We start from the raw sequence: 23,706 nt of genomic DNA, 5'->3' as shown, positions 1-23,706 counted from the left end.
TCAAAAGCAACTTGCTCTGACAATTTTAAAAGTCTATTTTCCATCTCCATTTAAATCTCCTCCTCAAAAGGAGATTTAATTCTGGATTTATGCTTTGTAAAAATCACTTATTGGGAGGACACGCCGCAGTTAAAGAAAGAAATGCGAATAGATATGTTCCTTTTAATATGATTTATTCTATTAACAGAAACGGCGGATTAGAACTGCACTTATTTGAAGGAAGTTCTTCCAAATTTCTTTATACTCAAACAATAAATCAAATGTAGAATTTAACTATTCTTCATTTTTTCCTGTATTGATTTCCACTAAACATAGACTGTGCCATAGGATACTTTCTTTTTATTTCATGAAAAATTATCATAAAAATATGAAGCAAAACAAATACCATTGAAATGTAAAAAATAATTTCGTGAATATCTTTAAGAAAACTAGATAACGGAGTTTTTTCTTTTAAAAGTGGAACATAACTTATTAAAGGGCCCATTCCATAAATTTTAGCAGCTAAATATAGTCCCGAAAATATTTGATATACCATTAATAAATAAACAACGATATATAATGAACCTGCATATTTATCATGCCCCCAATTATCATGTTTATCGTACTTTTTTGTTTTTATTAATTTAACAAACGCTTTTAAATGTATCATATTTTTAAACTTAGCATGCTTGGGTCCAATAAATCCCCAAATAATTCTTAAAGTAATGCCAGCGGTTAATGCATATCCAATTAATATATGATAGCGATAAAGTATTTCTTTTCCATTTTCAAATTCTCTTATAAATTCCTTCAACCAGATTGTTAGCATCAAACTAAAAATACTTAAAGCATTCCACCAATGAAGAAATCTTAAAATAGGATCATAAACTTTTTTTACGACAAAATGTCTTTCTTCAATAATTTCCTTATAATTTGACGTCATGGATTTATCTCCTATTTTATTTTAAATGTAATATAATACATTTTAAGAAAAAAATCATATTCAAAAAACAAAATAGAACCAGAAAAAATTTTTTTAGGTAAAGCGACAAATTATTCTAACTAAATAATGTATTTTAAATTTAATAAAATATTAAATACCTAAATTATGCTTAATAGCATTTATTTTTGAAAGAATTTCTTCCCATTCTAAATCAAATTCACTTTCAAGAATAACCCCTCCACCGGCACATATTTTAATATTATCTTCATTCCATTGAATGCCTCGGATAGTACAAATGCAAATCGACTTTTTTTCATTCAATACAACTCCAAAAGGGGCTGCATAATATCCTCTATTGTTATGCTCTACTAAAGATTCACTTAACCAATTTGATTGAGAATTTTTTGGAAGCGATCCAATAGCCGGGGTAGGGTGAATGACATCTATAAATTGATGAAAATGAAATAAATTTTGATTTTCAATTTCTATATTAATATCTGTTTTTAAATGAATTAATTTGGGTAACTCTAACAAACTTGTTTCACCCATATTAATTTTACCAAATTTATTTAGTGAATGCTTAATTCCCTCAATAACATAATAATGCTCTTTTTGCATTTTAGGATCTAATAACAATTCATTTTTATTTGTAAAAGAATTATTAGGAATCGTTCCAGCTAAAGCAATAGTATGTATATTTGTATCATTTTGTGTGAAAAGAAGCTCGGGTGAAGAACCCATAAATCCCGTATTTTTATCCCAATAGCCGTAAATATAAGAATGTTTTTGATCTTTATTTTCTAATAACTTTTTTAATAAATATATTTTATTTAGTTTATTTATTTTCACATTTCCATTTATAAATGAATAAGGCACAGCTTTTTTTAATTTATTATTTTTTATTTCTTCTTTTAGTTCTAAAAATTTTGATAAATAATATTCTTTGTTAACATCTTCCCATTTGATATTTGGTTTTTCATCATTATCATATTGTAAAAAATCTAAAAACTCAGAATATGACATTTCAAAAAAAACTTCACCCTTACAATAAGGTTTTGGTTTAGACAAATAAAAATTATTTAAGTAAAAGTAAGGTGGAGACAATTTTTCTTCATATGAATAATTTTTAATAGAAGAAACCATGCACCATATTTTATTTTCGCTTGGTAATCCTATAAAATAAGCAGATTCCAAGAATTTGTCTAAAATATTTTTATTCATCTACGTAACCTTTTTATTTTAAAAGGGTCAAAATATTTTGAAAATCTTCAGGATAAGGAACATCAAAACTCATTTTTTCCCCACTTACGGGATGTTTGAACCCAAGGTGAGTTGCATGCAACATTTGTCTTAATACATTTTTACTTATCATAGCTGAAAGTTCTTTATTATTTTTAATCGATTGAGGGGTTTTTGTATATAGAGCATCTCCAATAATTCCATGATTCAAATAACTCATTTGAACTCGAATTTGATGAGTTCGTCCTGTATATAATTTACATGAAATAAGTGAACATAAATTATCACATAAATTTTTTATAGTTGAATAATTTAATAAAGCTTTTTTTCCAACACCTTCTTCTTGGACAGAATATTTCAGACGATTTTTAGGATCTCTTCCATGCCAAGTCTCAATTTTACCTTCTTTAGGATTTAATTCACCAAATACAATTGCATTGTATATTCGTATCTGCGAATGATCTGCAAATTGTTTTGATAAATTTGTTAATGCAATTTGAGATTTTGCGACCACCATTACACCACTTGTATCACGATCTAGTCTATGAACAATTCCTGCCCTAGAAGGGGTTCCAAGAGTTGGTAAAGTAACTCCGCAGTAGCCTAATATAGCATTTACAAGGGTTCCAGAGTTTACGCCAGCTCCAGGATGAACTACCATTCCTGCTGGTTTATTAATAACAATTAAATGCTCATCTTCATAAACGATATTTAAGGGTATATTTTCTGCATTTGGGTTAGGATTTATTTCAGAAAGAAAGCTTGTATCTATCTCAATTAATTGATTCGTTTTTAATTTATAAGATGGTTTTTGATACTTTTCATCAACCTTAATTTTTTTATTATCGATTAACTTTACAGCAAATGACCTGCTTGGAATAATATCAATAACTCGAGTGATGAATAAATCTAATCGCTCCGCTTCAAAATCTTCAGCTACTCGAACCTGAATTAAATCTTTCATTTAATTATGCCAACCTGCAATTTTTGCCTTAGATTGACAAAATTACCTTTTTTTAATCAACCCTTTTCTGGCTCTATAGATCTCCATTAATGCTTCAACAAGATCCTTTCTGTCAAGCCCTATATAATTCAGATAAGAATTAAAAAAACCTTTTGCATAGACCTCGGCAGGTAATTTGTCAAACGAATCACTTTCAATTGCTTCTAAATAAATTTTACTAACTTTGATTTTATTAGACATTTCATCAATACTCACAGACATTTTTTCTCTAAGTACTCTTAATAAACTGCCAGATATACATTCTGTAGAAGAAATTATATTCTCTAATACTTGAATCATTTCAGTCTTATTTGCTGATACAGCTCTAAGTCTTTTAGAAGTATTTTTCATATTCATAAGACTATCTATAGGCCTAGTAATATTTTCATTTTTAATTTTTTGGGCAGATGGTGAAATTTTATTTTCTTTATGCATATAAAGCAAATTATTATCTATATTTATCTGTTCTTTTCTAATAACCATATTTTTATTATTTATTTTTGGCATAAATGAAGCTGAAATAACTACTTCTTCAGGATCTTGAGATGCATCTTCATCAATATAACCAATTAATTCTTGAAAAGCTTTTTCTATTTCTTCATAAGATAAATTAAATTTTAACTCACCTTGATTCATTTGTTCATCAAGATTTTTTCTCATAGCTCTATAAGCATTTTCTACTTTAACTAAAGACATTTCTCCATCACGAAGACCTAAAATTTCAAACGGGTTCTTTTTTTTGTTAGAAATATTCATAAATTTAACCAGCTTTTTCTATTTTATTCTTTTTGCCTTCTTGAATAAACATCTTAATAATTCTATCTGTAATTTGATTTATATTTACAGCTATTGCAGATAGTGGATAATCTAAAATAAGCGGACGTCTAATTCTTACAGACTTCCATACTGCATCATCGTACCTTGTTGATCCAAGAAACTGAGATGAAAAGCCAAAGTAACGATTACAAATGACAGACATAGACTCACCCAGATCCCTATCTTCCTTTGTTCTAACTTGGTTCATTATAATACCAATATTAGTAGCTTCTATCATATCTTTTATTTGTTTTCCAACTTCTTTGTTTTTCTGTGAAAAGGATACAAGTTGTGAAAAAGGGGTTTCAGAACTTTTTGGGCTGGATATTTTTTTTAATAAATCATTTTCTAAACTTTCTTCAATCTCAAACGCCTTACAGATACTCTGAATTTTTCTATACAAAACACTTTTCATAAATACATAAGCATTTTCAATGCTTGTTGGTTCAGGTGCTACAACTAAAACACCTCCATGAGAAAAAATGAAAAAATCGAGAGTATGAATATGTGTTCCTGCGCCCAAATCTAAAAAAACATAATCAGCATCTAATTCTTGTAACTTTGATATTAATTTAATTTTTTGTGAACTCTGCGGCTTAATTTGTTGCCAAAATTCTTGACCACCACCATAAAGAGTTAAATTAGGGTAACAACAAGAAATACCTGTTTCTTCAAGAGTATTCACATTTCCATGAATGAAATCAGAAATACCAGATCTTGGCGTTGGAACACCTAAGCAAGTGTGTAAATTAGCGGCTCCCAAGTCTAAATCGACAACGGAAACTTTGTAACCAAGCGAAGCAAGTCGGACACAAATATTTGCCGATAAAAAACTTTTTCCAATACCGCCCTTACCACCACCAATGGATATTATTTGAGGAGTTTTAACAGACTTTTCTATAATTTTAGAATCTTTACTAACTTGATTTTTTGATTTTATCCCTAATTCATCTTTTTCTGTAAATTGAGAATAAATTTTATTGGTATCTTGTTGATTGTTAATATAGGAAGAATTTAAGGAATCCTCAACCTGATCTCTTTCAGGAGGCTTTTGATTATTATAATATGCTTTTAAAATTCGCTCCGTGAAATCGGAGGAATCTTTTGAATTTGATTTAAAAATCCCTCTCGTAACCGTTTTTAACATGCCCCGCCACCTTGCATATAGAACTGGAATTTTCTATATTATCGGCTATTTATTAAATTAGTATAAGATAATTTTTGCAGGGTTTAATTTGCATTGTCAAAATATGTTTTCGATTAAATAAACAAATTTTAACAAAATTAAGGATAAAACAAGAATCTACTTTTTCTCGTGCTCGTTGTTTTGTTCTGTAGAGTGCTCAAGTTTAGGGCCTCCAGGAGCAAAATTGCCTTTTTGATCTACTCCTCTTAGTATTTTAATTCCCTCATTTTTGTGAAAGAAATCTCTACCACTAAGCTCGGCAAGAGTAATTGTAAAAAATAAAAGCATAAATAATACGGCAGAACCAAAAACAAATGAATAAAATTTATCTTCGTGGATCAATTCCATAAAAAAGACAGCAACTAAAATAGTTTGTATAAGCGCTACGGTCATTAATAAAATTGTTTTCCACAGACTTGGTATTGGCAAATGAGCAATACCTACATTCACAAAAATCATTAAAAGGAGAACCGTAAAAATAGCTAAATATAGTTTTACAGGCAGTAAGCCATGCTCTTTCTTTTCATGATCAGATGAGTTCTCTGAATTACTTTTTGAAAACGATTTTTTTAAATTATCAAACATGATGAACTCCTAATCTGTTACTTTGCTAGATAAAGAAGCGGATACAAGAAGATCCAGACAATATCCACAAGGTGCCAGAACAAGCTTGTATTCTCTAAAGAAACATAGTTTTCAGAGTTAAACTCACCTCTTGAAGCACGCACAAGCATCCAAGTCATAAGTCCAAGACCAACAACAATATGCAAGCCATGCATTCCTGTCATGACATAATAAAGGCCAAAGAAAATGTGGGCTAAAGGATCTTGGACTTCAGCATGATGAACAGGGTTAAAGTATTTTCCAGGAAAATACCCTTCATGCATATGCATTCCCCATTCCGTTGCCTTGATCACTAAAAACGCAAACCCGCAAATCATAGTTGCAATTAAGAATTTAATAGTACCACTTCTATTATTAGAACGTGCAGATCGGACACTTAAACTCATTGTTAAAGAGCTGACTAAAAGGATAATACTATTAATTCCTCCTAGTCTCCAATCCATGGAGCTTTGTGCTTGAGAAACCATTTCTGGATACATGTAACGAACAAATCCAAAGGCACAAAATAATCCAGAAAAAAACAACAACTCTTGGGCCATAAAGACCCACATACCGAGCTTACCAGCAGATGTCTGTTGGTCCATCGTTTTAAAATGATGGGCTTGGTACTTTGGATGAGAACCGTGGCCATGGTCAGTCATAACTTAATGTCCCCCTGCCTTAACTGGTTTTACAAGCTCATCAAATTCATATGGTCCATGAGTTGATATGGGTTGTTTTTCAAAATTATGTTCAATTGGCACTACAGCTGTTTCAGTCCATTCCATAGATTTGCCTCTCCATGGATTTGGGTTTGTTTCATTTTCTCCGTAAAATATGGAATGAAGCCAATTAAATAATACGATAAAAAGACCAATAGCGAGAACAAAAGAACCAATTGTAGATAATAAATGAAATGTATAATATTCAGGTAAATAATCGTAATAACGACGTGGCATACCACGAGTACCCATTATAAACTGAGGAAAAAAAGTTAAATTAAAACCAATAAAAACCACTATTGAGCTGATTATAGCCCAAAGTTGATTAAATTTCTTTCCAGTAATCTTAGGCCACCAATGATAAATTGCACCAATCCATGCAATAATAGTTCCGCCCATCATCACGTAGTGAAAATGCGCAACAACAAAATATGTGTTATGCAAATGCACATCTGTAGAAAGAGCTCCTAAAAATATACCTGTTAAACCACCAATTAAAAATAGAAATAAGAAAACAAAAGCGTAACACATTGGTGCTGTAAAAGAGATTGAACCTTTGTATAAAGTAGCAACCCAACTAAAAACTTTAATAGCTGTTGGTACTGCAACCGCATAAGTTAACAAGGAGAAAAATACGGATGCAAGTGCGGATTGGCCACTTGTAAACATATGATGTCCCCAAACAAAGAAGCCAATAACGGCAATACCAATACTCGAAATCGCAACTGCTTTGTATCCAAATATACTTTTACGGGAGTGGATCGTAATTAATTCACTCATAATACCGAAAGCCGGAAGAATCATAATATAAACTGCAGGGTGCGAATAAAACCAGAAAAAGTTTTGAAATAAAATAGGATCTCCACCTAAATTTGAATCAAAAATTCCAATTCCTAATAAGCGTTCAATTGCAACTAAAATTAAAGTAACACCTACAACTGGAGTTGCTAAAACTTGAATAACACTTGTCGCATATATAGCCCATACAAATAAAGGCATTCTTACCCAAGTCATACCTGGAGCACGCATTTTATGAACGGTAACAATAAAGTTTACACCTGTTAAAATAGAAGCAAAACCAAGAATAAAAGCACCAAAAACAGCTGCAATCACAGAAGTGGAAGTTTGAGTACTATATGGTGTATAAAATGTCCAACCAGTATCAAGACCACCAAAAGCAATGGTATAAACAAGAAATAAAGCTCCAACAATGTATAAGTGAAAGCTAATTAAATTTAATTTTGGAAAGGCAACATCTTTAGCACCAATCATTAGTGGCAATAAAAAGTTACCTAATGTAGCTGGCACAGAAGGAATAATAACCAAAAATACCATAATCGCGCCATGAAAAGTAAAGGCTTCATTATAATGATCGGCACTTATCATATATGAATTTGCAGTCGCATTCGGTATACGGATTTGCATTAATTCTGTTCTTAATAATAAAGCAAATAAGCCTGCAACTAAGAAAAATATTGCAATAGAAACAAAATACATTACTCCAATGCGTTTATGATCCACGGTAAATAACCAGGACATAAATCCTTTTTTTGCATTCAAATAATTTGATCCGGTATCATGATGTGAAGACAGCATATCCGAAAATAGCACTGGCTTAACAAACTCTCGTTTTTCCATAAGAAAAGCTCCTAAATATCCAAATAATCTTTCATTCTTTATTCTTTTAGTGATTTAATATATTCAGCTATAGAATTAAGTTCTTTATCATTTAATTGTCCTTGATAGGAAGGCATCACTGAAGGATATCCTACTACAACTCGATAATTTGGATTGAGAATAGATTCACGAATATAATTATCGTCAAAAGTAACAGTTTCTTTTTTACCATTAGATAAAATAATTTCTTGTTTTGTTCCATAGGAACCAAATAGAGGTGGTCCAACTGATCTTGTTTTTGCTTTAGATACGTCGTGACAAGAAGCGCAAGCTCCTTTTCCTTCAAATATTTTCTTTCCAAGTTGTGCAGGAGTTAAGCCAGCTCCTTGAGCAGCATTCATTTGTTTTTCATACTCTGCTTGAGATACAACTCTAACGTAACGAACCATTTGAGAGTGTTTTGTACCGCAATATTGAGTACACAATATTGGATAACTGCCTTCTTGTTCCGCTTTAAACCATAAAACAGTATATTGGTTTGGAAGCACATCTCGGTTAATACGAAATTGTGGTACGTAAAAACCATGAATCACGTCAGCAGAAGACATTGTTAAACGTACAGCTGTATTTACTGGCACAATAAGATCTGAGGTTTCTGCCCCTGTTCTTACATCCATAAAAGACCAGTCCCATTTACGACCCGTAACACGAACATCCATAGAGTCTTGAGGAGGAACATTTAGTTTTACCCAATCCCTAAATCCCCAAATAAAAATAACAATAAATAAAATAGCAGGAATAATACTCCAAATTATTTCTAATTTGGTATTCCCATGAATATCTATTGTTTTTTCTCCTTCTTTTTTCTTACGGTATTTCCATGCGAAATAAACCATAAAACCAACAACAATTATGAAGAAGAAGATTGAAAGTCCATATATAAAATAAAATAATTCATCCTGGCCACCAGTCATTGGTGACACATTTTCTGGCAACCAGAATGATCCTTGCCAAGTGTTATCTGGCACTGGTGTTGCTGACACGTTATGTACTCCCTAATAAGCCTTCTTGTTGCGCTGCTCGCGCCAAAAAAAGTATCCTAAAAACATAATTAAGAAAAAGACTGTAATTAAAGCTGCAATTCTTAGCATCCCCATAGCAAATGCATCATATTTTCCTGTTGTAGGATTATAATGAAAACAAGTTAACAAAATTTGATCGGTTGGAGATCCTATTTTATTTTTCGATGCATCCATTAATGAAAACTTAACATCTCTCGATTTATAAGTAATTCCATATAGGTAACTAGATATTTTTCCTTGCGGAGTAATAAAAAATATTGCTGCAGCATGAGCAAATTCATTACTGACAGGATCATATTTATAATAAAATCCAATTTGATCTGTTAAGCTTTTGATATTATCATTAGTTCCAACATAAAATTTCCAATCACCACTTTCTTGATCTGTTAACTTAAGATATTCTTTTTGTTTACTTATAGCTTCTTTTGGAGTGTCTGTAGGGTCAAAGCTTACAGTAGCAACTCGATAATCCTTACCAATTTTCCATCCCATTTCTTTTAATGTTTTGGCAAAATTAATAAGTTGAATAGAACATAGAGTTGAACATCTATAATAATTTAAGGTAAGAATGAGTGGTTTGCCATCAGCAACCATGTCAGAAATTTTTGTTAATTTACCATTTTCATCAGTAAAAGAAAGATTAAGATCAACTGTTTTTCCTAAATTCTCTTTTATCGTAACGCCCTGCATTACTTTTGGAACTTCATTCAATGGCAAAGAAGTACTCAGTTCTCTTTTTTGAGAAGGCATTCGCATAGATTCATCAAAAGCATATGATAATTTACTTGTTAAAGTAAAAATGCTTATTATTATGATTGAATAAACACGAAAATTCAAAATTTATACTCCCATTAATTACTGCTTTGTTCTTTAATAACCATATCCATAGCATTCGTTATAGGTATTTGATAAAGACCATTTTCAAGTTTTTTATAAGATGAAAGCGTTTCATCCTGACTTTTTTCATAGTTTAATCTGGTTTCATTTGCCATACCTGTATCCATTTTATTCAATTGAGAATCTGTTGTTTTCCATAAAAATGTATACGATAAAATAGCCACAAATATTAAAAAAACAAAAGATAACACAACAATTACAGCAGTTATTAAAACTGGCGGACGGTCTGGCTCGTCTTCTTCAACTCCCGAAGAGTGATCAGAAGATAAGTTTAAATGAATACCTTTAATAAAATTTAGCATCTCAAACCACCTTACACATTTTCATATGTCATAGACTCAGGCAAGCGCGGATCCTTAATTGGAACAAGAGCTTTTCTTTTAGCTACAGCTGCAAATAAAGCAACAAATAATCCACCAATTCCAAGAAAGCAGAATACATCTATTAATCCAAATTGGGGGCCTTCATGATATCTTGAAGGAATAACCAACCAATAAAGATCAAGAAAGTGCATAATCAACATCCAAATAGAAAGAGCAACCAACATTGCTCTGGAACGTTTTGCTTTTCGTGCCATTAAAAAGAAAAAGGGTACGAAAAAATGGCCAATGCAAAGAATCATTAAAACATAAAACCATCCATGATGACCACGAACTTCATACCAAACAGTTTCTTCAGGAATATTTCCATACCAAATAAGTAAATATTGAACAAAAGCGGCATATGCCCAAAAACAGGTATGACCAAAAACCAATTTACCAAGATCATGATAATGTTCTACAGTAACAACTTCACTTAATGACTTTATATTTTGTAACAAACGAGTTGCAATTGTTAAAACAGCAAAGAAAACCATGTAACAACTTGCAAAGAAATATAATCCAAAAATTGTTGAATACCAGTGTGGCTCTAAAGACATTATCCAATCAAAAGCAGCAAATGTAACACAAAATCCTAAAATGATTAAAAAAGGATAACTTGCGTTTTGAAGTTTGTAAGTGATGGCATGATTTCCAGTTTCATCCTGTTTTGCAGAATGTTTAGCAAAAAACATGGCAGCCCATGTAAATATGGCTAAATAAAATACAGCGCGTATATAGAAAAATGGAACATTTAAATACCATTGTTTAGATTGAATTACTTTATCAACCATAGCTTCTGGACTTAACCAGTGGTGATATAATGTAGAAGTACCAAATGCCATAACAATAAGTAATGCGAAAAATAATGGCATTGTCATAGCAATATTTTCAGCTAACCTGCGAACAACAACACTCCATCCTGCTTTCGTAGCAAACTGTATCAACACAAAAAATACAGCACCGATGGCAATACTTAAAAAGAAAAGCCACCAAACATGAAAAGAAAAGAAAAAATATTCTGAATTTGATTTACCAAGCATACAGGCAACTAATAATGAAATTAATCCGATGGCTGTTCCTGCAAGTGGCAATTTTGCAAAGAGATGATCTTGAGGTACCGAAGCATTCTCTTTTGTAAGTGTTACTTTATGATGATTGCCGCTCATTTTTTGTTACTCCAACCATTTTTAACTTGAACTTCATCAGGTATATTTTCTAATTTAGCGGTTCGAGAAAGCTGTAAAGCTCGAACGTAGGATACCACAGCCCATCTATCTTCAACTGTCATTTGAGCTGCAAATCCTGGCATATTCCAATTATTTACACCATTGCGAACAGCATCATAAATTTTACCAACTGGAAGATTTAATCTGTCTTGATCATGAATATTAGATGGACGAATTGCACCACCTGATCTTTGCGTAACAAGACCATTAGAATCGCCCGATTTTCCATGACAAAGTGAACAATAAATATTGTAAAGATCTTGCCCATGTTTCAGGGTTTTTTGATCTAATTTAATTGGTATTTTCTTAACCCATATTGGATTTTGATCTGTAGATGTTGCTTCTTGGCCTAAATAAAGTTGCTTATTTGTTTTTTCTTCACCTTGCGCAACTGTGCCAGGCACAGGAGGTCTATTTGCCATTTGATCTTTATAAAATTCATTTTTTGATTGAGGCCCATAAGATGTTTGCTCAACCATATTTTGTATTGGTAAAATAGGTGGTTCCGTGCTTTTTTGTCCTCTACATCCTACTAAGATAAAAGGAACTAGAGCAGAACCAACTAAAGGTAACAATATTTTTTTGCATTTCATAATCTTTACCATAATGTTACTGCTCCACAAGTTCCACATTAGATGCACCTAATTCTTTTAAGAACTCCATAGTTTTTACTGGATGGAATTTTGGATCAGTTGCTTCAATCGAGATAAAAAATTTATCATCTGTAGCTCTTTTAAATGCTTCGGATCGAAATAAAGAATGATACCACCTTGGTAATTTATTTAGAGCAAGCATTCCAAAAAGACACGCAATCGCTGCCGATAAAACAGCGCATTCAAATCCAGGTAAAAAATAACCTGTTAATCCCAAAAAAGGTTTTCCTGCGATAACAAGTTTATAATCTACACCATTCATCCATACCCATGTAGCGAATCCACCAATTCCACAAATGGCTGAAGTAGCTCCAACAATCCATGATAACTTACTTTGAGGTAGACCCATTGCTTTATCGAGTCCATGAACTGGAAAAGGGGAATGAGCATCCCACTTTGAAAACCCTCTATCACGAACTTTTTCACAAGCATGATAAATTTCGGGAGCGGTTTCAAACTGAGCTAATATTCCATAAAGCATTTTTTTATCATTCGTAGTCATAAATCCTCCACCATCACAATTCCTGCGTTACTTTATCCAAGTTCAGGATTCACATTGCGAAGTTTTGCAAGGTAAGTCGTTCTTGGTTTTGTATTTAATTCTCCAAGCAATGCATAATTACGACTAAGTGCTTTTAGTTTTGAAACCATAGTATTGGGATCCGCAACATCACCAAAAACAATTGCATTTGTTGGACAAACATTTTGACAAGCAGTTGTGATAGCTCCATCTGGAATAATTCCATCTGAAGATTTTTTAAATTTAGAACGTGCGCTATTTATTTTTTGAACACAATAAGTGCATTTTTCCATAACACCACGGAAACGAACTGTTACGTTTGGATTTTTTTGCATTGCATACAAAGGATTTCTTTCATCATCTACTTTGCTGTAGTTAAAGAAATTATATCTACGCACCTTGTATGGACAGTTATTTGCACAATAACGTGTTCCTACACAGCGGTTATATGCCATATCATTTAATCCATCAGGACTATGTACAGTAGCAGCAACAGGACAAACAGCCTCGCAAGGTGCATTTTCACATTGCTGACAATTTATAGGTTGAAATACCGTTTGCATTTCTGGATTATCAACTTCTCCAGTAAAGTAACGGTCGATACGTATCCAAGACATTTCACGATTTTTAAATACTTCTTCTTTACCAACAACGGAAATATTATTTTCTGATTGACAAGCAATGGAACAAGCATTGCAACCAATACAAGTATTTAGATCAATCGTCATTCCCCATTGCTGGCGAGCCCATTTTCTTTGCGCTGGATCTTCTGGGAATTTAAATAAATTACTCTTTTGTTCTTCAACAGGTAGTAATTCATATTCATGAATAAAATCGGGTTTTGATTTAAATTTATCTAATGTTGCTTCACGAACTGTTGGAGGTCTATCTTCTTTTACTCCAGGAGTTCCACTCATAGTTCCATGTTCTTGAGTTGAAACTAATGAATATTTTTTACCTGTTTTTTGAATTTTTACATCGGATCCAAACCAAGAATCAGATGTTCTAATTAAATTCGCATTAAAGCCGCAACCCTTAGCAACACGTCCGTAATTTCGGCCATATCCTAAATGCAAAATACATGAAAAATCAGCGACTCCAGGAACTTCCCAAACAGCAACTTCTATCGTTCTATTTTTATATGTTACTTTAACAAGATCTACTTCCGATTTTCCTGGCTTTGGACGAGCCAATAAATCTAAAGCTTTTGCTGTTTTTGGACTTACAAATAAGGCATTATCCCAAACTAATTTACTAACTGGATCGGGAGTTTCTTGCATCCAAGCATTATTTGAATAAAGGCCATCATAAACCGTTTTATCGAGAGCAAAATCAATTTCAAGAGAATTTGCAGATGGTTCTGCTAATTTTACCGATTTATTAAATGATGTAGCAAAGCTAGAGTATGAATAAGAAGTATTTGAAATCACTTCTTTACGATAATCCGTTATAATTCCATTGCTTAAATATTGACGCCATAAACTTTCAAAGTTTACAGGATTTCCAAGTTTATTTTGCCAGTATTTTCTAATTAAAGAATAACCAGATTCCGCATTATCTAAATGAGAAAGAGAATAAACAAAGGAATATTCATCAGAACATTCTTCATATAATGGCGCAATTAATGGCTGTGTAATTCCTACAGTTCCATCTGAAGAGCGCGTATCACCCCATGTTTCAAGAAAATGGGTTTTTGGAAAATAATATTTACAGACTTCAGAAGTTTCATTTAAAGAAAAACCTAAATAGAAACTATTTGAAACTTTTTTAAATAACTCTGATAATTTTAAATCTGCTGGAGAAGTATAAACAGGATTTCCACCAACTACGATTAATGTTTGAATATATCCTTTTTGCAAAGCAAAAGTTAAATTTGTTTCATTATCTAAGTTTTTTGGTCTTGTTGTATCAGGAATTAAAGTAATTGTTTTACCAATAGAACCTAAAGAAACATTAATTGAAAAGGCAAGCATATGAACCCAAACAGGTTGTCTGTCACCAACTACAATTAAACTATTTCCTTTATTTTTATATAGATCTTTAGCACAAGCTTTAATCCATTTTGTCAAAGATTCAGAAAATACTCTGTTACCTTTAAGCGCATCATTTATTTCAGATGGAAAAGTAGCACCAAATGTTGTTAATTCTGAAGCTATTCCTAAAAGGAATTCTCCCATTCTTCCACTTCTTAAAACATAATGGTGATCTGAGATTGTTCCTGTAGTACTAAAATTTGATTCAATACTATACAACCTATTCATTGAAGAATTTGAATCAATTACTTTTCTTTTTTCTGCAAATTGTCTTGCATTTTTTACGCTATCACCTTCAATACCCATAAAATCAGAATCTACTGCAAGAACAACATTTGCATTTATAAAGTCATAAACACAATCAACAGGTGTATTTGCAATGTTACTTAGTGCTGTTTTACGATTATTAGAATAGCTAGAGTCTTGATTAACAATAATTGCTTTTGGATAATTTGTTTTAAATTCGTCTATTAAACTTGCAAATGCCATAGAAGAATTTGATGCATAAACAAATGCAAGATCACTTCCATCCGTCTTTTTTGAATTCATCATAGAATTGCGAAGTGCAGTATAAGCTTCTTTTTTAGCCATAACTTTTCCAGACGCTTGGCATTGTTGGCCTCTGTCTGGATCGTACATATTTAAAATTTCAGCTTGAGCATACCCATTTGATGATCCCATTTTACTATTTAAAATAGGATTATTCATTGGGTGTCTTGAATTCCCATCAATTTTAGTAGGACGGCCATCCGTACTTGTTACTAAAAGACCTAATACACTTCCACCAATTTGAGCAGATGTTGCATAGTATTTTGGAATTCCTGGAATAGTATCTTCAGGGCGATTATTTTCTGGATAAATATGCCCCTTTGGTCGTCTTATACAACCCGTTGTAACAACCCCGGCAAGCGCCATTGAAGCGCCAATAATTCCTAAAAATTTTCTTCTGTGAACACCGGGGCGCATTTCTAATTCACTCGCACCGTGCGGAAACTCACGTTGCAGTTTATTTAGAAATCCAGGCGAATTTTCTAAATCTTCAATACTGCGCCAATGGGTTTGTTTGTTTTGTTCATCATTGGAATTGAACTTTGTCATGGTGCAAACTTTCCAATCAAAATTTGTTACTTTACGAGTTCTTGTATAAAACTCGTATTAAAATTCACTAATAGTGACAAGCTCCACACGCTTGTGGTGGTTGTATTAATTTATCTTTGTAATCAGGATCATTCGTTGGAATATATCCCGACGCATGAGGATCATAAATCATATTTGTAATTTGATTTTGGGGTCTAATATTTGGCATAGGATCTCTATGACATTCTAAACACCATCCCATACTTAGCGGACTTACCAATCGAATTGTTTCCATTTTACTAACATCGCCGTGACAAGACACACAACCAACACCCGCAGTTAAATGCGCGCTGTGATTAAAATGCGAATATCTTGGTAAAGAATAAACATGTACCCAAGGAATTGGAGTTTTATTTTTATAACTTTTATGTAAAAGTTCGAGTCGAGGACTGTCTTTTTTAACTTTATTATGGCACCCCATACATGTTTCTGTAGGTGGCAATGGAGCAATTTCTGTTTTGTCAATTCCACTATGACAGTAACGACAGTCCATCCCCATTTGCCCTGCATGAAGCTGGTGGCTGAAAGCTATCGGTTGTTCGGGTTCATAACCTACAGCCAAAAATTTTGGCGAAAAATAGTACCAAATTCCTGTAACAATAGCTATTACGAGTAAAGGAATACCTATACCTAGATATAAAGGAATTCGGTTCGTCCATTTTGGAAATATCGGTTCCACGGCACCACCTAAATTAAAGCAAAAGCTAAAAAATAATTAAAAAATCAAAAACTTTTTTCAGTAACGTAACAAACAAAACATACCCAAAGAATTCAGTCTTAGTTGAACTCAGTGCAATGTTATGTTGCGGGAGTGTTCTAACGGATCAAAACAATACGAGCAAGAGCCTAATCCTAGATCATCGAAAACATTTTTCAAACTCATAATCTCTCAGTAAATAAAAATTTTCTCGTTCACTTGCTTGCTTGTCAAGCTTATATACAAAAGAGTGGCGAAATTCAATTGAGAATAATTCTCAATTAATGTTTTAAAATTTTATTCTTACTTCAGCATGAGCATCCAAAAAAATCGATCCGCTACTAATCCAAGAACTAACACTGGTAAGTAAACAAGGGAAGCAAGAAAAAATTTCCTAGGCCAATTTGGCAAGACATTATTTTTAAGACCAATAATACTTAATCTTAAAAACCATATTCCTAAAATAGAAGCAAAAATAAAATATACTTTGCCACCTACACTTAAGGGAACAAGAGTAAAAGTGAATCCAATTAAAACAAGAGTCCACAATAAGGCTTGAATTTTTGCAATATAATCGCCACGTATGACAGACACAACTTTAATTCCAGCTTTAGCGTAATCTTCTTTATGATAAATTGCTATTGCGATAAAATGTGGCATCTGCCATGCAAATAAAACGCCAAATAAAGCTAAACTGGCTATGTCAATTTTATTGCTAACTGCAGTCCAACCCAATAAAGGAGGCATTGCTCCAGGAAAAGCACCAATAACTAAAGCTAAAGGAGTTTTATATTTTAAAGGAGTATATATTAAACTATAAGCTAAAATAGCTATAAGCGCTAAAATAGCGGTTAATAAATTAACATATACAAATAAAATTAAAATACTTAATATTCCTAAGAATGTCGCAAAAATAAATGCGTGTGAAGCTTTTATTCTTCCAGTTGCAATAGGCCTAAATTTTGTGCGCCTCATGAGCTTATCTGTATCTTTTTCATAAATCATATTAAATGTATTTGCAGAAGCAACAGATAAAGCAGTACCTAGTAAAGTCATTATAAAACTAAATATACTAATGCTGCCAGGAGCAAGAACGACTCCACCTGCTGTCATTAAAATACAAAAAAAAGCAATTCTTGGCTTTGATAGTTCTATATAATCACGAAATGTAGAATTTTTAATAGACATTGTTTATTTAATTTCCAAAACTCTATTGTGTTTTTTGCATTGTTACTTTAGCCGCGTCCTTGCAATATTCTGCAATTACTTGCCAAACATCACCACAAGCTTTTTTATTCCTTTTCATTTTACTTCCATGCATATACTGTTTGCATTGTTTTGCTCCAAAGTTATAGCCATAGATTTCATTTCCATATTGAGGACATTGTGATGATTTATCTGAATTTGCTAAACATACCTTAATCATCCTGGGAACGGTAGAGTCACAAAGCTGTGTCATTGCGTCACACTTTGAAAACCATTCCATTGTTTTGCCTGCACAATCTGTTATTGTAAAAGTTTTGGACTCTTCCTGTATTCGCGCAAGAGAAGCTGTTATCTCCTTGGCAGAATTTTCATAATTTCTAAATACAACCCAACCAATAATAATAGAAAGAGCAAATAGAGCGATAACAAAAGGCACACCCAGGTCACCTTTACGTCTAAATGCACTTGTATCTTCATTTTGCATTATATCACTTCCTAATTTAAGTTTATGGGAGCTTTAAAAAAAGAAAACACTTAATTTTGTAGCTCTATGCCACTCACGAATGGCTTAGCCTATCCTCTAGACAATTTCCAGAAGTAGGCAAATCCTTTTTTGCAATAAAATAAATTTTATAAAATTAAATTAAACTTAAAATTTCTTTAGGTGTGTTGACAGTAAAATCAGGAAGGTCAGATCCAGGAGTAGAATTATACCCCCATGAACACCAAATTGTAGAAGCTCCAAAAGATTTTCCTGCTTTTATATCTCCAGAACTATCTCCAACCATATAAGCTTTATCTGATAAAGAACAAAAGTTATGTCGTTGTGAAACAATTTTTAAGGGGAGGGAACTGGGTTTCATTTCTGCACAACTATCACCACCCATTACATCTGTAATATATTCTAAAAGTCCTAATTTTTTTAATAATTCTTTAGAATGAAGTTCTGGTTTATTCGTAATAACAAATACCTTATCTTTTTGAGATAATACTTTTAGAACTTCTTTAATATCAGAGTAACATTTTGTTTTTATACAGATATTTTCTAGATAATGTGTCTCATACTTTTGTTTTACTTGTTCATATAACGTATTAAAATTATCTTTATTTTGTAAATAATCTTCAAAACAATTCATGTAAAGTTCATGCATTCCTTTATTTACATGTGTTTTTAAAATTTCAATCTCTTTTAAGGCAAGACCCAAATTTTCCCGAACGGCATTCACTGAATTTGCCATGTCTTCTCTAGAGTCTTCTAAAGTACCATCTAAATCAAAGAAAAAAAATCTCATTTAAATTTACGCCTTATTTTTTTGTAAGTCTTCAACACTTCCTTTTCCATCACCAAGTTCTGTTACTTTGCGTTCTCCAGAACGACTTCCCTTAAATGCGGTAAAAGGTTTTGAATTATGAATAATAACTTCATGTGGAATTCCTGCAGGTATCACTAAAATATCACCAGATTCCATTGTTATAGGAAATTCGTCAAAATGAAAAGTAATACAACCAGAAACAGCTGCTCTTATTTCTTCATAATCATGTCCATGTTTACTTCGCTCAAACCATGGAGGACAAGTTTGTAAATCATAAGCTTTAAATCCTAATTTTTCTAATTCTTCTTTCATTAGATTTTCAGTTGGATCTATTTTATGAGGCCATTTATAAATAGTTATTCCATTTGGAAATATACATTTTTTCATACTTTATTTCTCCATAAATTTATTTAAATTAAATAGTAACCTTAACTTTGGGAGGATTGTCTCTGAATTTTCGAACAAAACAAAATGTTTCAAAACTTGTGAAAGTATTTGTAATTTTTTGCAACTCAGGGTCATCCCATCTAAAAAAACTACTTGTTTTTTGCTCTTCTTCAAAATGAAAAGGAACTGTAAATTTATTTTCTTTTCTAATTGAAATAATTTCTTTAATTTTTGCTTCAATATTTGTATTATTTGGTTCAAGTTGTTGCAGTATTAAATAGTTTTCTAAAGTATATTCATGAGCTGACCAAATTAACGTATTTTTAGGTATATTTTCACGTAAAAAACTTAATGAAATATACATTTGTTCTAATGATCCTTCAAATAATTTACCACAGCCACCTGCAAAAATAGTATCACCAATAAATAAATGATTTTCCGAATTGCTAATTGGAAAAAAATAACAAATATGTCCTAAGGTATGGCCTGGCACATAATAAATATGAGCATCATGCCCTGCAAAAGTAACAATATCATTATGATTTAAAAAATGTGCCTGAAATGGGATTCTTCCAGAATCTTTTGTTCCAGCATAAACTTCCGCTTTTGGATATTTTGCAATTAACTCTTTATTTCCACCAACATGATCATAATGATGATGGGTATTAAATATTTTTGTAAGGGTTAAATTATTTTGATCTAAAAATTGAATTACAGGATTCGCTAAAGCAGGGTCTACAACAGCTGCTTCTCTATTTTGTTCATCAATTAATATAAAGATATAATTGTCTTCTAAAACAGGAAGCATCTGTACTTTCATAAACTAAACTCTATTTGTATTAAATTTATTAATTAAATCTGATAAACTAGCTGGTTTTTCGGACTCTTTATTTTCATTTTTTGTGTTCTTAGTATTAAACTTTTTAGTATTATAAGAAGAATTTTGATTGTAATTACGATTTTCTTGATGACCTCTGTTATCTTGAGACTGCCCTTTATTATAGTGCTGCTTTTGATTTTGCCCACTACTTGCTCCAGAACGATTTTGATTAGTTGTTGCTGTATTTGTAGTTGCCGAATTTTCTTCACAAGCACGTTTAGAAAGAGAAATTCTTTTTCTTTCCTTATCTAAACCAATTACTTTAACTTTAACTTGTTGCCCAACACTAATTGCTTGAGATAAGTCTTTTATAAATTGATTTGATAATTCAGATATGTGAATTAATCCATCTTGATGTACGCCAATATCTACAAAAGCTCCAAAATTTGTTACGTTAGTAACTGTTCCTGTAACAACTTGGCCTTCTTTTAAATGCCCAAAATCTCTAACTTCACGATTATAAGTTTGTTTAGAACCATCTTCACGAGGGTCACGACCCGGTTTTAATAACTCTTTAATAATGTCTTGTAATGTTGGCAATCCAACTTCTTCTGTAACATAACTTTCAAGTTTTATTTTATTTATATTTTCTCTGTTTCCTACTATTTGATTAATAGGTAGAGATAAATCAGAAGCCATTTTTTCTAATATAGGATAAGATTCTGGGTGAACTCCTGTATTATCTAAGGGATTTGAACTCTCAGGAATTCTTAAAAATCCTGCAGATTGCTCAAATATTTTTGCGCCATATCCCATTACTTCAAATAAATTTTTTCTATCTTTAAATTCGCCATTTGCTTCTCTATGTCTAACAATACCTTTTGCTAAACTATTTCCAATTCCAGCAACATAAGAAAGTAAGCTAGGACTTGCCGTGTTTAAGTTAACACCTACATAGTTCACACAACTTTCAACAACTTCACCTAATTGTTTCTTTAATCTGCTTTGATTTACATCATGTTGATATTGACCAACACCAATGCTTTTTGGATCTATTTTTACAAGTTCAGCTAAAGGATCTTGCAGTCTTCTCGCAATACTTACAGCACCACGATAGGAAATATCGAGATCTGGAAATTCTTCTCTAGCAATATCACTTGCAGAATAAACACTTGCTCCTGCTTCATTTACTATAACAACTCTAGGCTTTTTAACATTTGTTAATGTCTCTAAAGTTTTTTCAATAAATGCTTCCATTTCGCGTCCTGCAGTTCCGTTACCTATAGAGATAAGTTCTACATTGTGTTTTTGAATTAAATTCACAATTGATTCAGCAGAATTTTTATTTTTTGGTTTTTCAAAATCATCGTCATGTTGAGGATAGACAGTTGTATAATCAAGTAATTTTCCTGTATGATCAACAACAACTAACTTGCTTCCTGTTCTTAGGCCAGGATCCACACCTAATATAATTCTTTTTGGAATTGGTGGTAAAAGTAACAAGTTTCGTAAGTTTTTTCCAAATACAGAAATAGCTTCTTCTTCTGCACTTGTTTTTGTTTCTAATCGCAATTCTGTTTCAATACTTGGAGAAATTAATCTTGTATAACCTTCATTTACGCATTCGGTTAAAAAGTTTTTTACAACATCTGAAGCTTCATGTTTAATTACATGACTAGAAATAATAGAAAGTGGAATTTGTTCATCAAATTCAAATGAAACTTTTAATACTTCTTCTTTTTCGCCTCTTCTTAACGCCATTAAACGATGGGCTGCTATTGACTTAATAGGTTCACAAAATTCATAATAATTATTATATTTTGTTTTTTTATCTTTAAAGTCATCTCTTACTTCAGCTTTAAAATTTGCATTTTCAAACATCCAAAGACGAACTTCTTTTCTCATTTCTGCTATTTCAGAAATATTTTCTGCAATATAATCTTTTGTACCTTGAATAACTAATTCAAGATTTTTTAAATCATCATGTTTGCCGATATATGCAGTAAACAAGGAAGCTAAATCAATAAGAGAAGAATCTTGATTTAAAACCTCTAGTGCAAGTGGAGCTAAACCGCGCTCAACAGCAATTTGACCACGAGTACGTTTTTTCGGTTTATATGGTAAATAGAGATCTTCTAACTCAGATTTAACTTTACAAGCTAAAATTTTTGCTTGTAAAGCAGGAGTCATTTTATTTTGTTCCGTAATTGATCTAACAATTGCGTCTTTTCTCTCATTTAAAGAAAATATATATTCAAATTTTTCTACAATATTTCTAATTTGAACTTCATCAAGTCCGCCTGTTACTTCTTTTCGGTAACGAGCAATAAATGGTATTGTACAATCATCAAGTATAAGATTAAGAGTATTTTCAACCTGATTTTTTTGAATATTTAAATCATTTGAAATATCAGATATCATTTCTTGAGTGAGGATAATTTCTTTTATAGCCATAATAGTTACTCGCAATTTAATTAAGCCAGGAGAACAAAACTTTCCCAGATTAAGGAAAGCAAAACGCACGTCGGATACTATACACTCTTTTTAAACAAAAAAAACCGCAAATGCGGTTTTTTAATGAGCGAAATATTAATAAAATTTAATTATTTAGCTGCATTTACGAGTTCTGTACCAGAAAAGAAGTAAGCTACTTCAATAGCCGCATTTTCAAGAGAGTCGGAACCATGAACAGTATTTTCGCCAATACTTAGACCAAATTCAGCGCGAATTGTTCCTTTATCAGCCTTAGCAGGATCTGTCGCTCCCATTAATTCTCTATAAGCAACTACTGCATTTTTACCTTCCAAAACAGAAACAACAACTGGCCCAGAAGTCATATATTCACACAACTCACCAAAAAAGGGACGAGCTGAGTGAACAGAATAAAATTGTTCTGCTTCACGGCGAGACATATGTATCATTTTAGTTGAAACAATTTTTAAATCAGCGCTTTCCATTTTAGAAAGAATTTTTCCAATAAGGTTTCTTTTAACACCATCTGGTTTGATGATAGAGAAGGTTCTTTCCATAATAATATACCTCTTATTAATTAGTTAAGAAAATCAAGTTTAAATAAAACCAAAACAAAGCTATTTAAAAAATAGGTTAAATGTCAATAGGAAACATTCAAAAAGGAGCTTTTTTATGGTGCGCCAAGATAAGTGCGTAAGAACCAGTGAGTGCGAATCTCACCCACGTAAAGATTAGCCATCAGCGTGGAAGTAAGCAGTGCGATTAATAAGGTAACAAATTAATTGAAGCCATT

General features: G+C 32.0%; 24 protein-coding genes. 1 reads left to right on the top strand and 23 read right to left on the bottom strand.

Going from position 1 to position 23,706, the window contains the following annotated elements; translation table 11 throughout:
• Positions 1 to 89 precede the first annotated feature (89 nt).
• Positions 90 to 266: a hypothetical protein gene (locus ACIQ56_RS04360; protein ID WP_397599847.1), complete on the top strand. Its 177-nt coding sequence runs from the start codon at positions 90 to 92 to the stop codon at positions 264 to 266.
• Positions 267 to 280: 14 nt separating this feature from the next.
• On the opposite strand, the gene ACIQ56_RS04355 is transcribed toward ACIQ56_RS04360, so the two are convergent.
• The 23 genes from ACIQ56_RS04355 to ndk form a co-directional block, all read right to left on the bottom strand.
• Positions 281 to 922, bottom strand: a complete 642-nt coding sequence (locus ACIQ56_RS04355; protein WP_397599846.1) for a cytochrome b/b6 domain-containing protein — start codon at positions 920 to 922, stop codon at positions 281 to 283.
• Positions 923 to 1,072: 150 nt separating this feature from the next.
• Positions 1,073 to 2,143 carry a chorismate-binding protein gene (locus ACIQ56_RS04350; RefSeq protein ID WP_397599845.1) on the bottom strand — a complete coding sequence of 357 codons (1,071 nt, stop codon included), beginning with the start codon at positions 2,141 to 2,143 and terminating at the stop codon, positions 1,073 to 1,075.
• Positions 2,144 to 2,156: 13 nt separating this feature from the next.
• Entirely contained in the window at positions 2,157 to 3,125 is a 969-nt protein-coding gene (locus ACIQ56_RS04345) for an RluA family pseudouridine synthase (RefSeq protein WP_397599844.1), read from the bottom strand.
• 42 nt (positions 3,126 to 3,167) lie between these two features.
• Positions 3,168 to 3,920: a helix-turn-helix domain-containing protein gene (locus ACIQ56_RS04340; RefSeq protein WP_397599843.1), complete on the bottom strand. Its 753-nt coding sequence runs from the start codon at positions 3,918 to 3,920 to the stop codon at positions 3,168 to 3,170.
• Between the two features lie 4 nt (positions 3,921 to 3,924).
• On the bottom strand, positions 3,925 to 5,127 hold the full coding sequence (locus tag ACIQ56_RS04335) for a P-loop NTPase (protein ID WP_397599842.1): 1,203 nt from the start codon (positions 5,125 to 5,127) through the stop codon (positions 3,925 to 3,927).
• A gap of 156 nt (positions 5,128 to 5,283) precedes the next feature.
• Positions 5,284 to 5,751, bottom strand: coding sequence for a cytochrome C oxidase subunit IV family protein (locus ACIQ56_RS04330; protein ID WP_397599841.1), 468 nt, complete (start codon positions 5,749 to 5,751; stop codon positions 5,284 to 5,286).
• 17 nt (positions 5,752 to 5,768) lie between these two features.
• Entirely contained in the window at positions 5,769 to 6,374 is a 606-nt protein-coding gene (locus ACIQ56_RS04325; RefSeq protein ID WP_397599849.1) for a cytochrome c oxidase subunit 3 family protein, read from the bottom strand.
• A gap of 60 nt (positions 6,375 to 6,434) precedes the next feature.
• Positions 6,435 to 8,129, bottom strand: coding sequence for a cbb3-type cytochrome c oxidase subunit I (locus ACIQ56_RS04320; RefSeq protein WP_397599840.1), 1,695 nt, complete (start codon positions 8,127 to 8,129; stop codon positions 6,435 to 6,437).
• A 38-nt stretch (positions 8,130 to 8,167) separates the two neighbouring features.
• On the bottom strand, positions 8,168 to 9,151 hold the full coding sequence (gene coxB / locus ACIQ56_RS04315) for a cytochrome c oxidase subunit II (RefSeq protein ID WP_397599839.1): 984 nt from the start codon (positions 9,149 to 9,151) through the stop codon (positions 8,168 to 8,170).
• Positions 9,152 to 9,163: 12 nt separating this feature from the next.
• Complete coding sequence (locus tag ACIQ56_RS04310) at positions 9,164 to 10,027, bottom strand: SCO family protein (protein ID WP_397599838.1); 864 nt, start codon at positions 10,025 to 10,027, stop codon at positions 9,164 to 9,166.
• Positions 10,028 to 10,041: 14 nt separating this feature from the next.
• Positions 10,042 to 10,389: a hypothetical protein gene (locus tag ACIQ56_RS04305; protein WP_397599837.1), complete on the bottom strand. Its 348-nt coding sequence runs from the start codon at positions 10,387 to 10,389 to the stop codon at positions 10,042 to 10,044.
• An 11-nt stretch (positions 10,390 to 10,400) separates the two neighbouring features.
• Entirely contained in the window at positions 10,401 to 11,615 is a 1,215-nt protein-coding gene (locus ACIQ56_RS04300) for a quinol:cytochrome C oxidoreductase (protein WP_397599836.1), read from the bottom strand.
• A complete protein-coding gene (locus ACIQ56_RS04295; protein WP_161998137.1) occupies positions 11,612 to 12,280 on the bottom strand; it encodes a cytochrome c in 669 nt (222 codons plus the stop codon). The genes ACIQ56_RS04300 and ACIQ56_RS04295 overlap by 4 nt, the downstream gene beginning before the upstream one ends.
• A 4-nt stretch (positions 12,281 to 12,284) precedes the next feature.
• On the bottom strand, positions 12,285 to 12,830 hold the full coding sequence (locus tag ACIQ56_RS04290; RefSeq protein ID WP_153420051.1) for a DUF3341 domain-containing protein: 546 nt from the start codon (positions 12,828 to 12,830) through the stop codon (positions 12,285 to 12,287).
• Between the two features lie 32 nt (positions 12,831 to 12,862).
• Positions 12,863 to 15,979 carry a TAT-variant-translocated molybdopterin oxidoreductase gene (locus ACIQ56_RS04285; RefSeq protein WP_397599835.1) on the bottom strand — a complete coding sequence of 1,039 codons (3,117 nt, stop codon included), beginning with the start codon at positions 15,977 to 15,979 and terminating at the stop codon, positions 12,863 to 12,865.
• 67 nt (positions 15,980 to 16,046) lie between these two features.
• Positions 16,047 to 16,697, bottom strand: coding sequence for a cytochrome c3 family protein (locus ACIQ56_RS04280; RefSeq protein WP_397599834.1), 651 nt, complete (start codon positions 16,695 to 16,697; stop codon positions 16,047 to 16,049).
• 321 nt (positions 16,698 to 17,018) lie between these two features.
• A complete protein-coding gene (cyoE, locus tag ACIQ56_RS04275; RefSeq protein WP_397599833.1) occupies positions 17,019 to 17,903 on the bottom strand; it encodes a heme o synthase in 885 nt (294 codons plus the stop codon).
• Positions 17,904 to 17,925: 22 nt separating this feature from the next.
• Complete coding sequence (locus ACIQ56_RS04270) at positions 17,926 to 18,405, bottom strand: hypothetical protein (RefSeq protein WP_397599832.1); 480 nt, start codon at positions 18,403 to 18,405, stop codon at positions 17,926 to 17,928.
• Positions 18,406 to 18,559: 154 nt separating this feature from the next.
• Positions 18,560 to 19,213 (bottom strand): HAD family hydrolase, encoded by a 654-nt coding sequence (locus ACIQ56_RS04265; RefSeq protein WP_397599831.1) that lies wholly within the window; start codon positions 19,211 to 19,213, stop codon positions 18,560 to 18,562.
• Between the two features lie 6 nt (positions 19,214 to 19,219).
• Entirely contained in the window at positions 19,220 to 19,621 is a 402-nt protein-coding gene (locus tag ACIQ56_RS04260) for a cupin domain-containing protein (protein ID WP_397599830.1), read from the bottom strand.
• A 28-nt stretch (positions 19,622 to 19,649) separates the two neighbouring features.
• Positions 19,650 to 20,441 carry a hydroxyacylglutathione hydrolase gene (gene gloB, locus ACIQ56_RS04255; protein ID WP_397599829.1) on the bottom strand — a complete coding sequence of 264 codons (792 nt, stop codon included), beginning with the start codon at positions 20,439 to 20,441 and terminating at the stop codon, positions 19,650 to 19,652.
• Positions 20,442 to 20,444: 3 nt separating this feature from the next.
• On the bottom strand, positions 20,445 to 22,895 hold the full coding sequence (locus tag ACIQ56_RS04250; RefSeq protein WP_397599828.1) for a Tex-like N-terminal domain-containing protein: 2,451 nt from the start codon (positions 22,893 to 22,895) through the stop codon (positions 20,445 to 20,447).
• A 149-nt stretch (positions 22,896 to 23,044) separates the two neighbouring features.
• Positions 23,045 to 23,476, bottom strand: a complete 432-nt coding sequence (ndk, locus tag ACIQ56_RS04245; protein ID WP_397599848.1) for a nucleoside-diphosphate kinase — start codon at positions 23,474 to 23,476, stop codon at positions 23,045 to 23,047.
• Between the last annotated feature and the right edge of the window lie 230 nt (positions 23,477 to 23,706).

The organism is Silvanigrella sp., assembly GCF_044369315.1.
In the GTDB taxonomy this organism is placed as follows: domain Bacteria; phylum Bdellovibrionota_B; class Oligoflexia; order Silvanigrellales; family Silvanigrellaceae; genus Silvanigrella.
The sequence above is the reverse complement of the archived record's forward strand: the minus strand, read 5'-3'. Positions and strand labels throughout refer to the sequence as shown.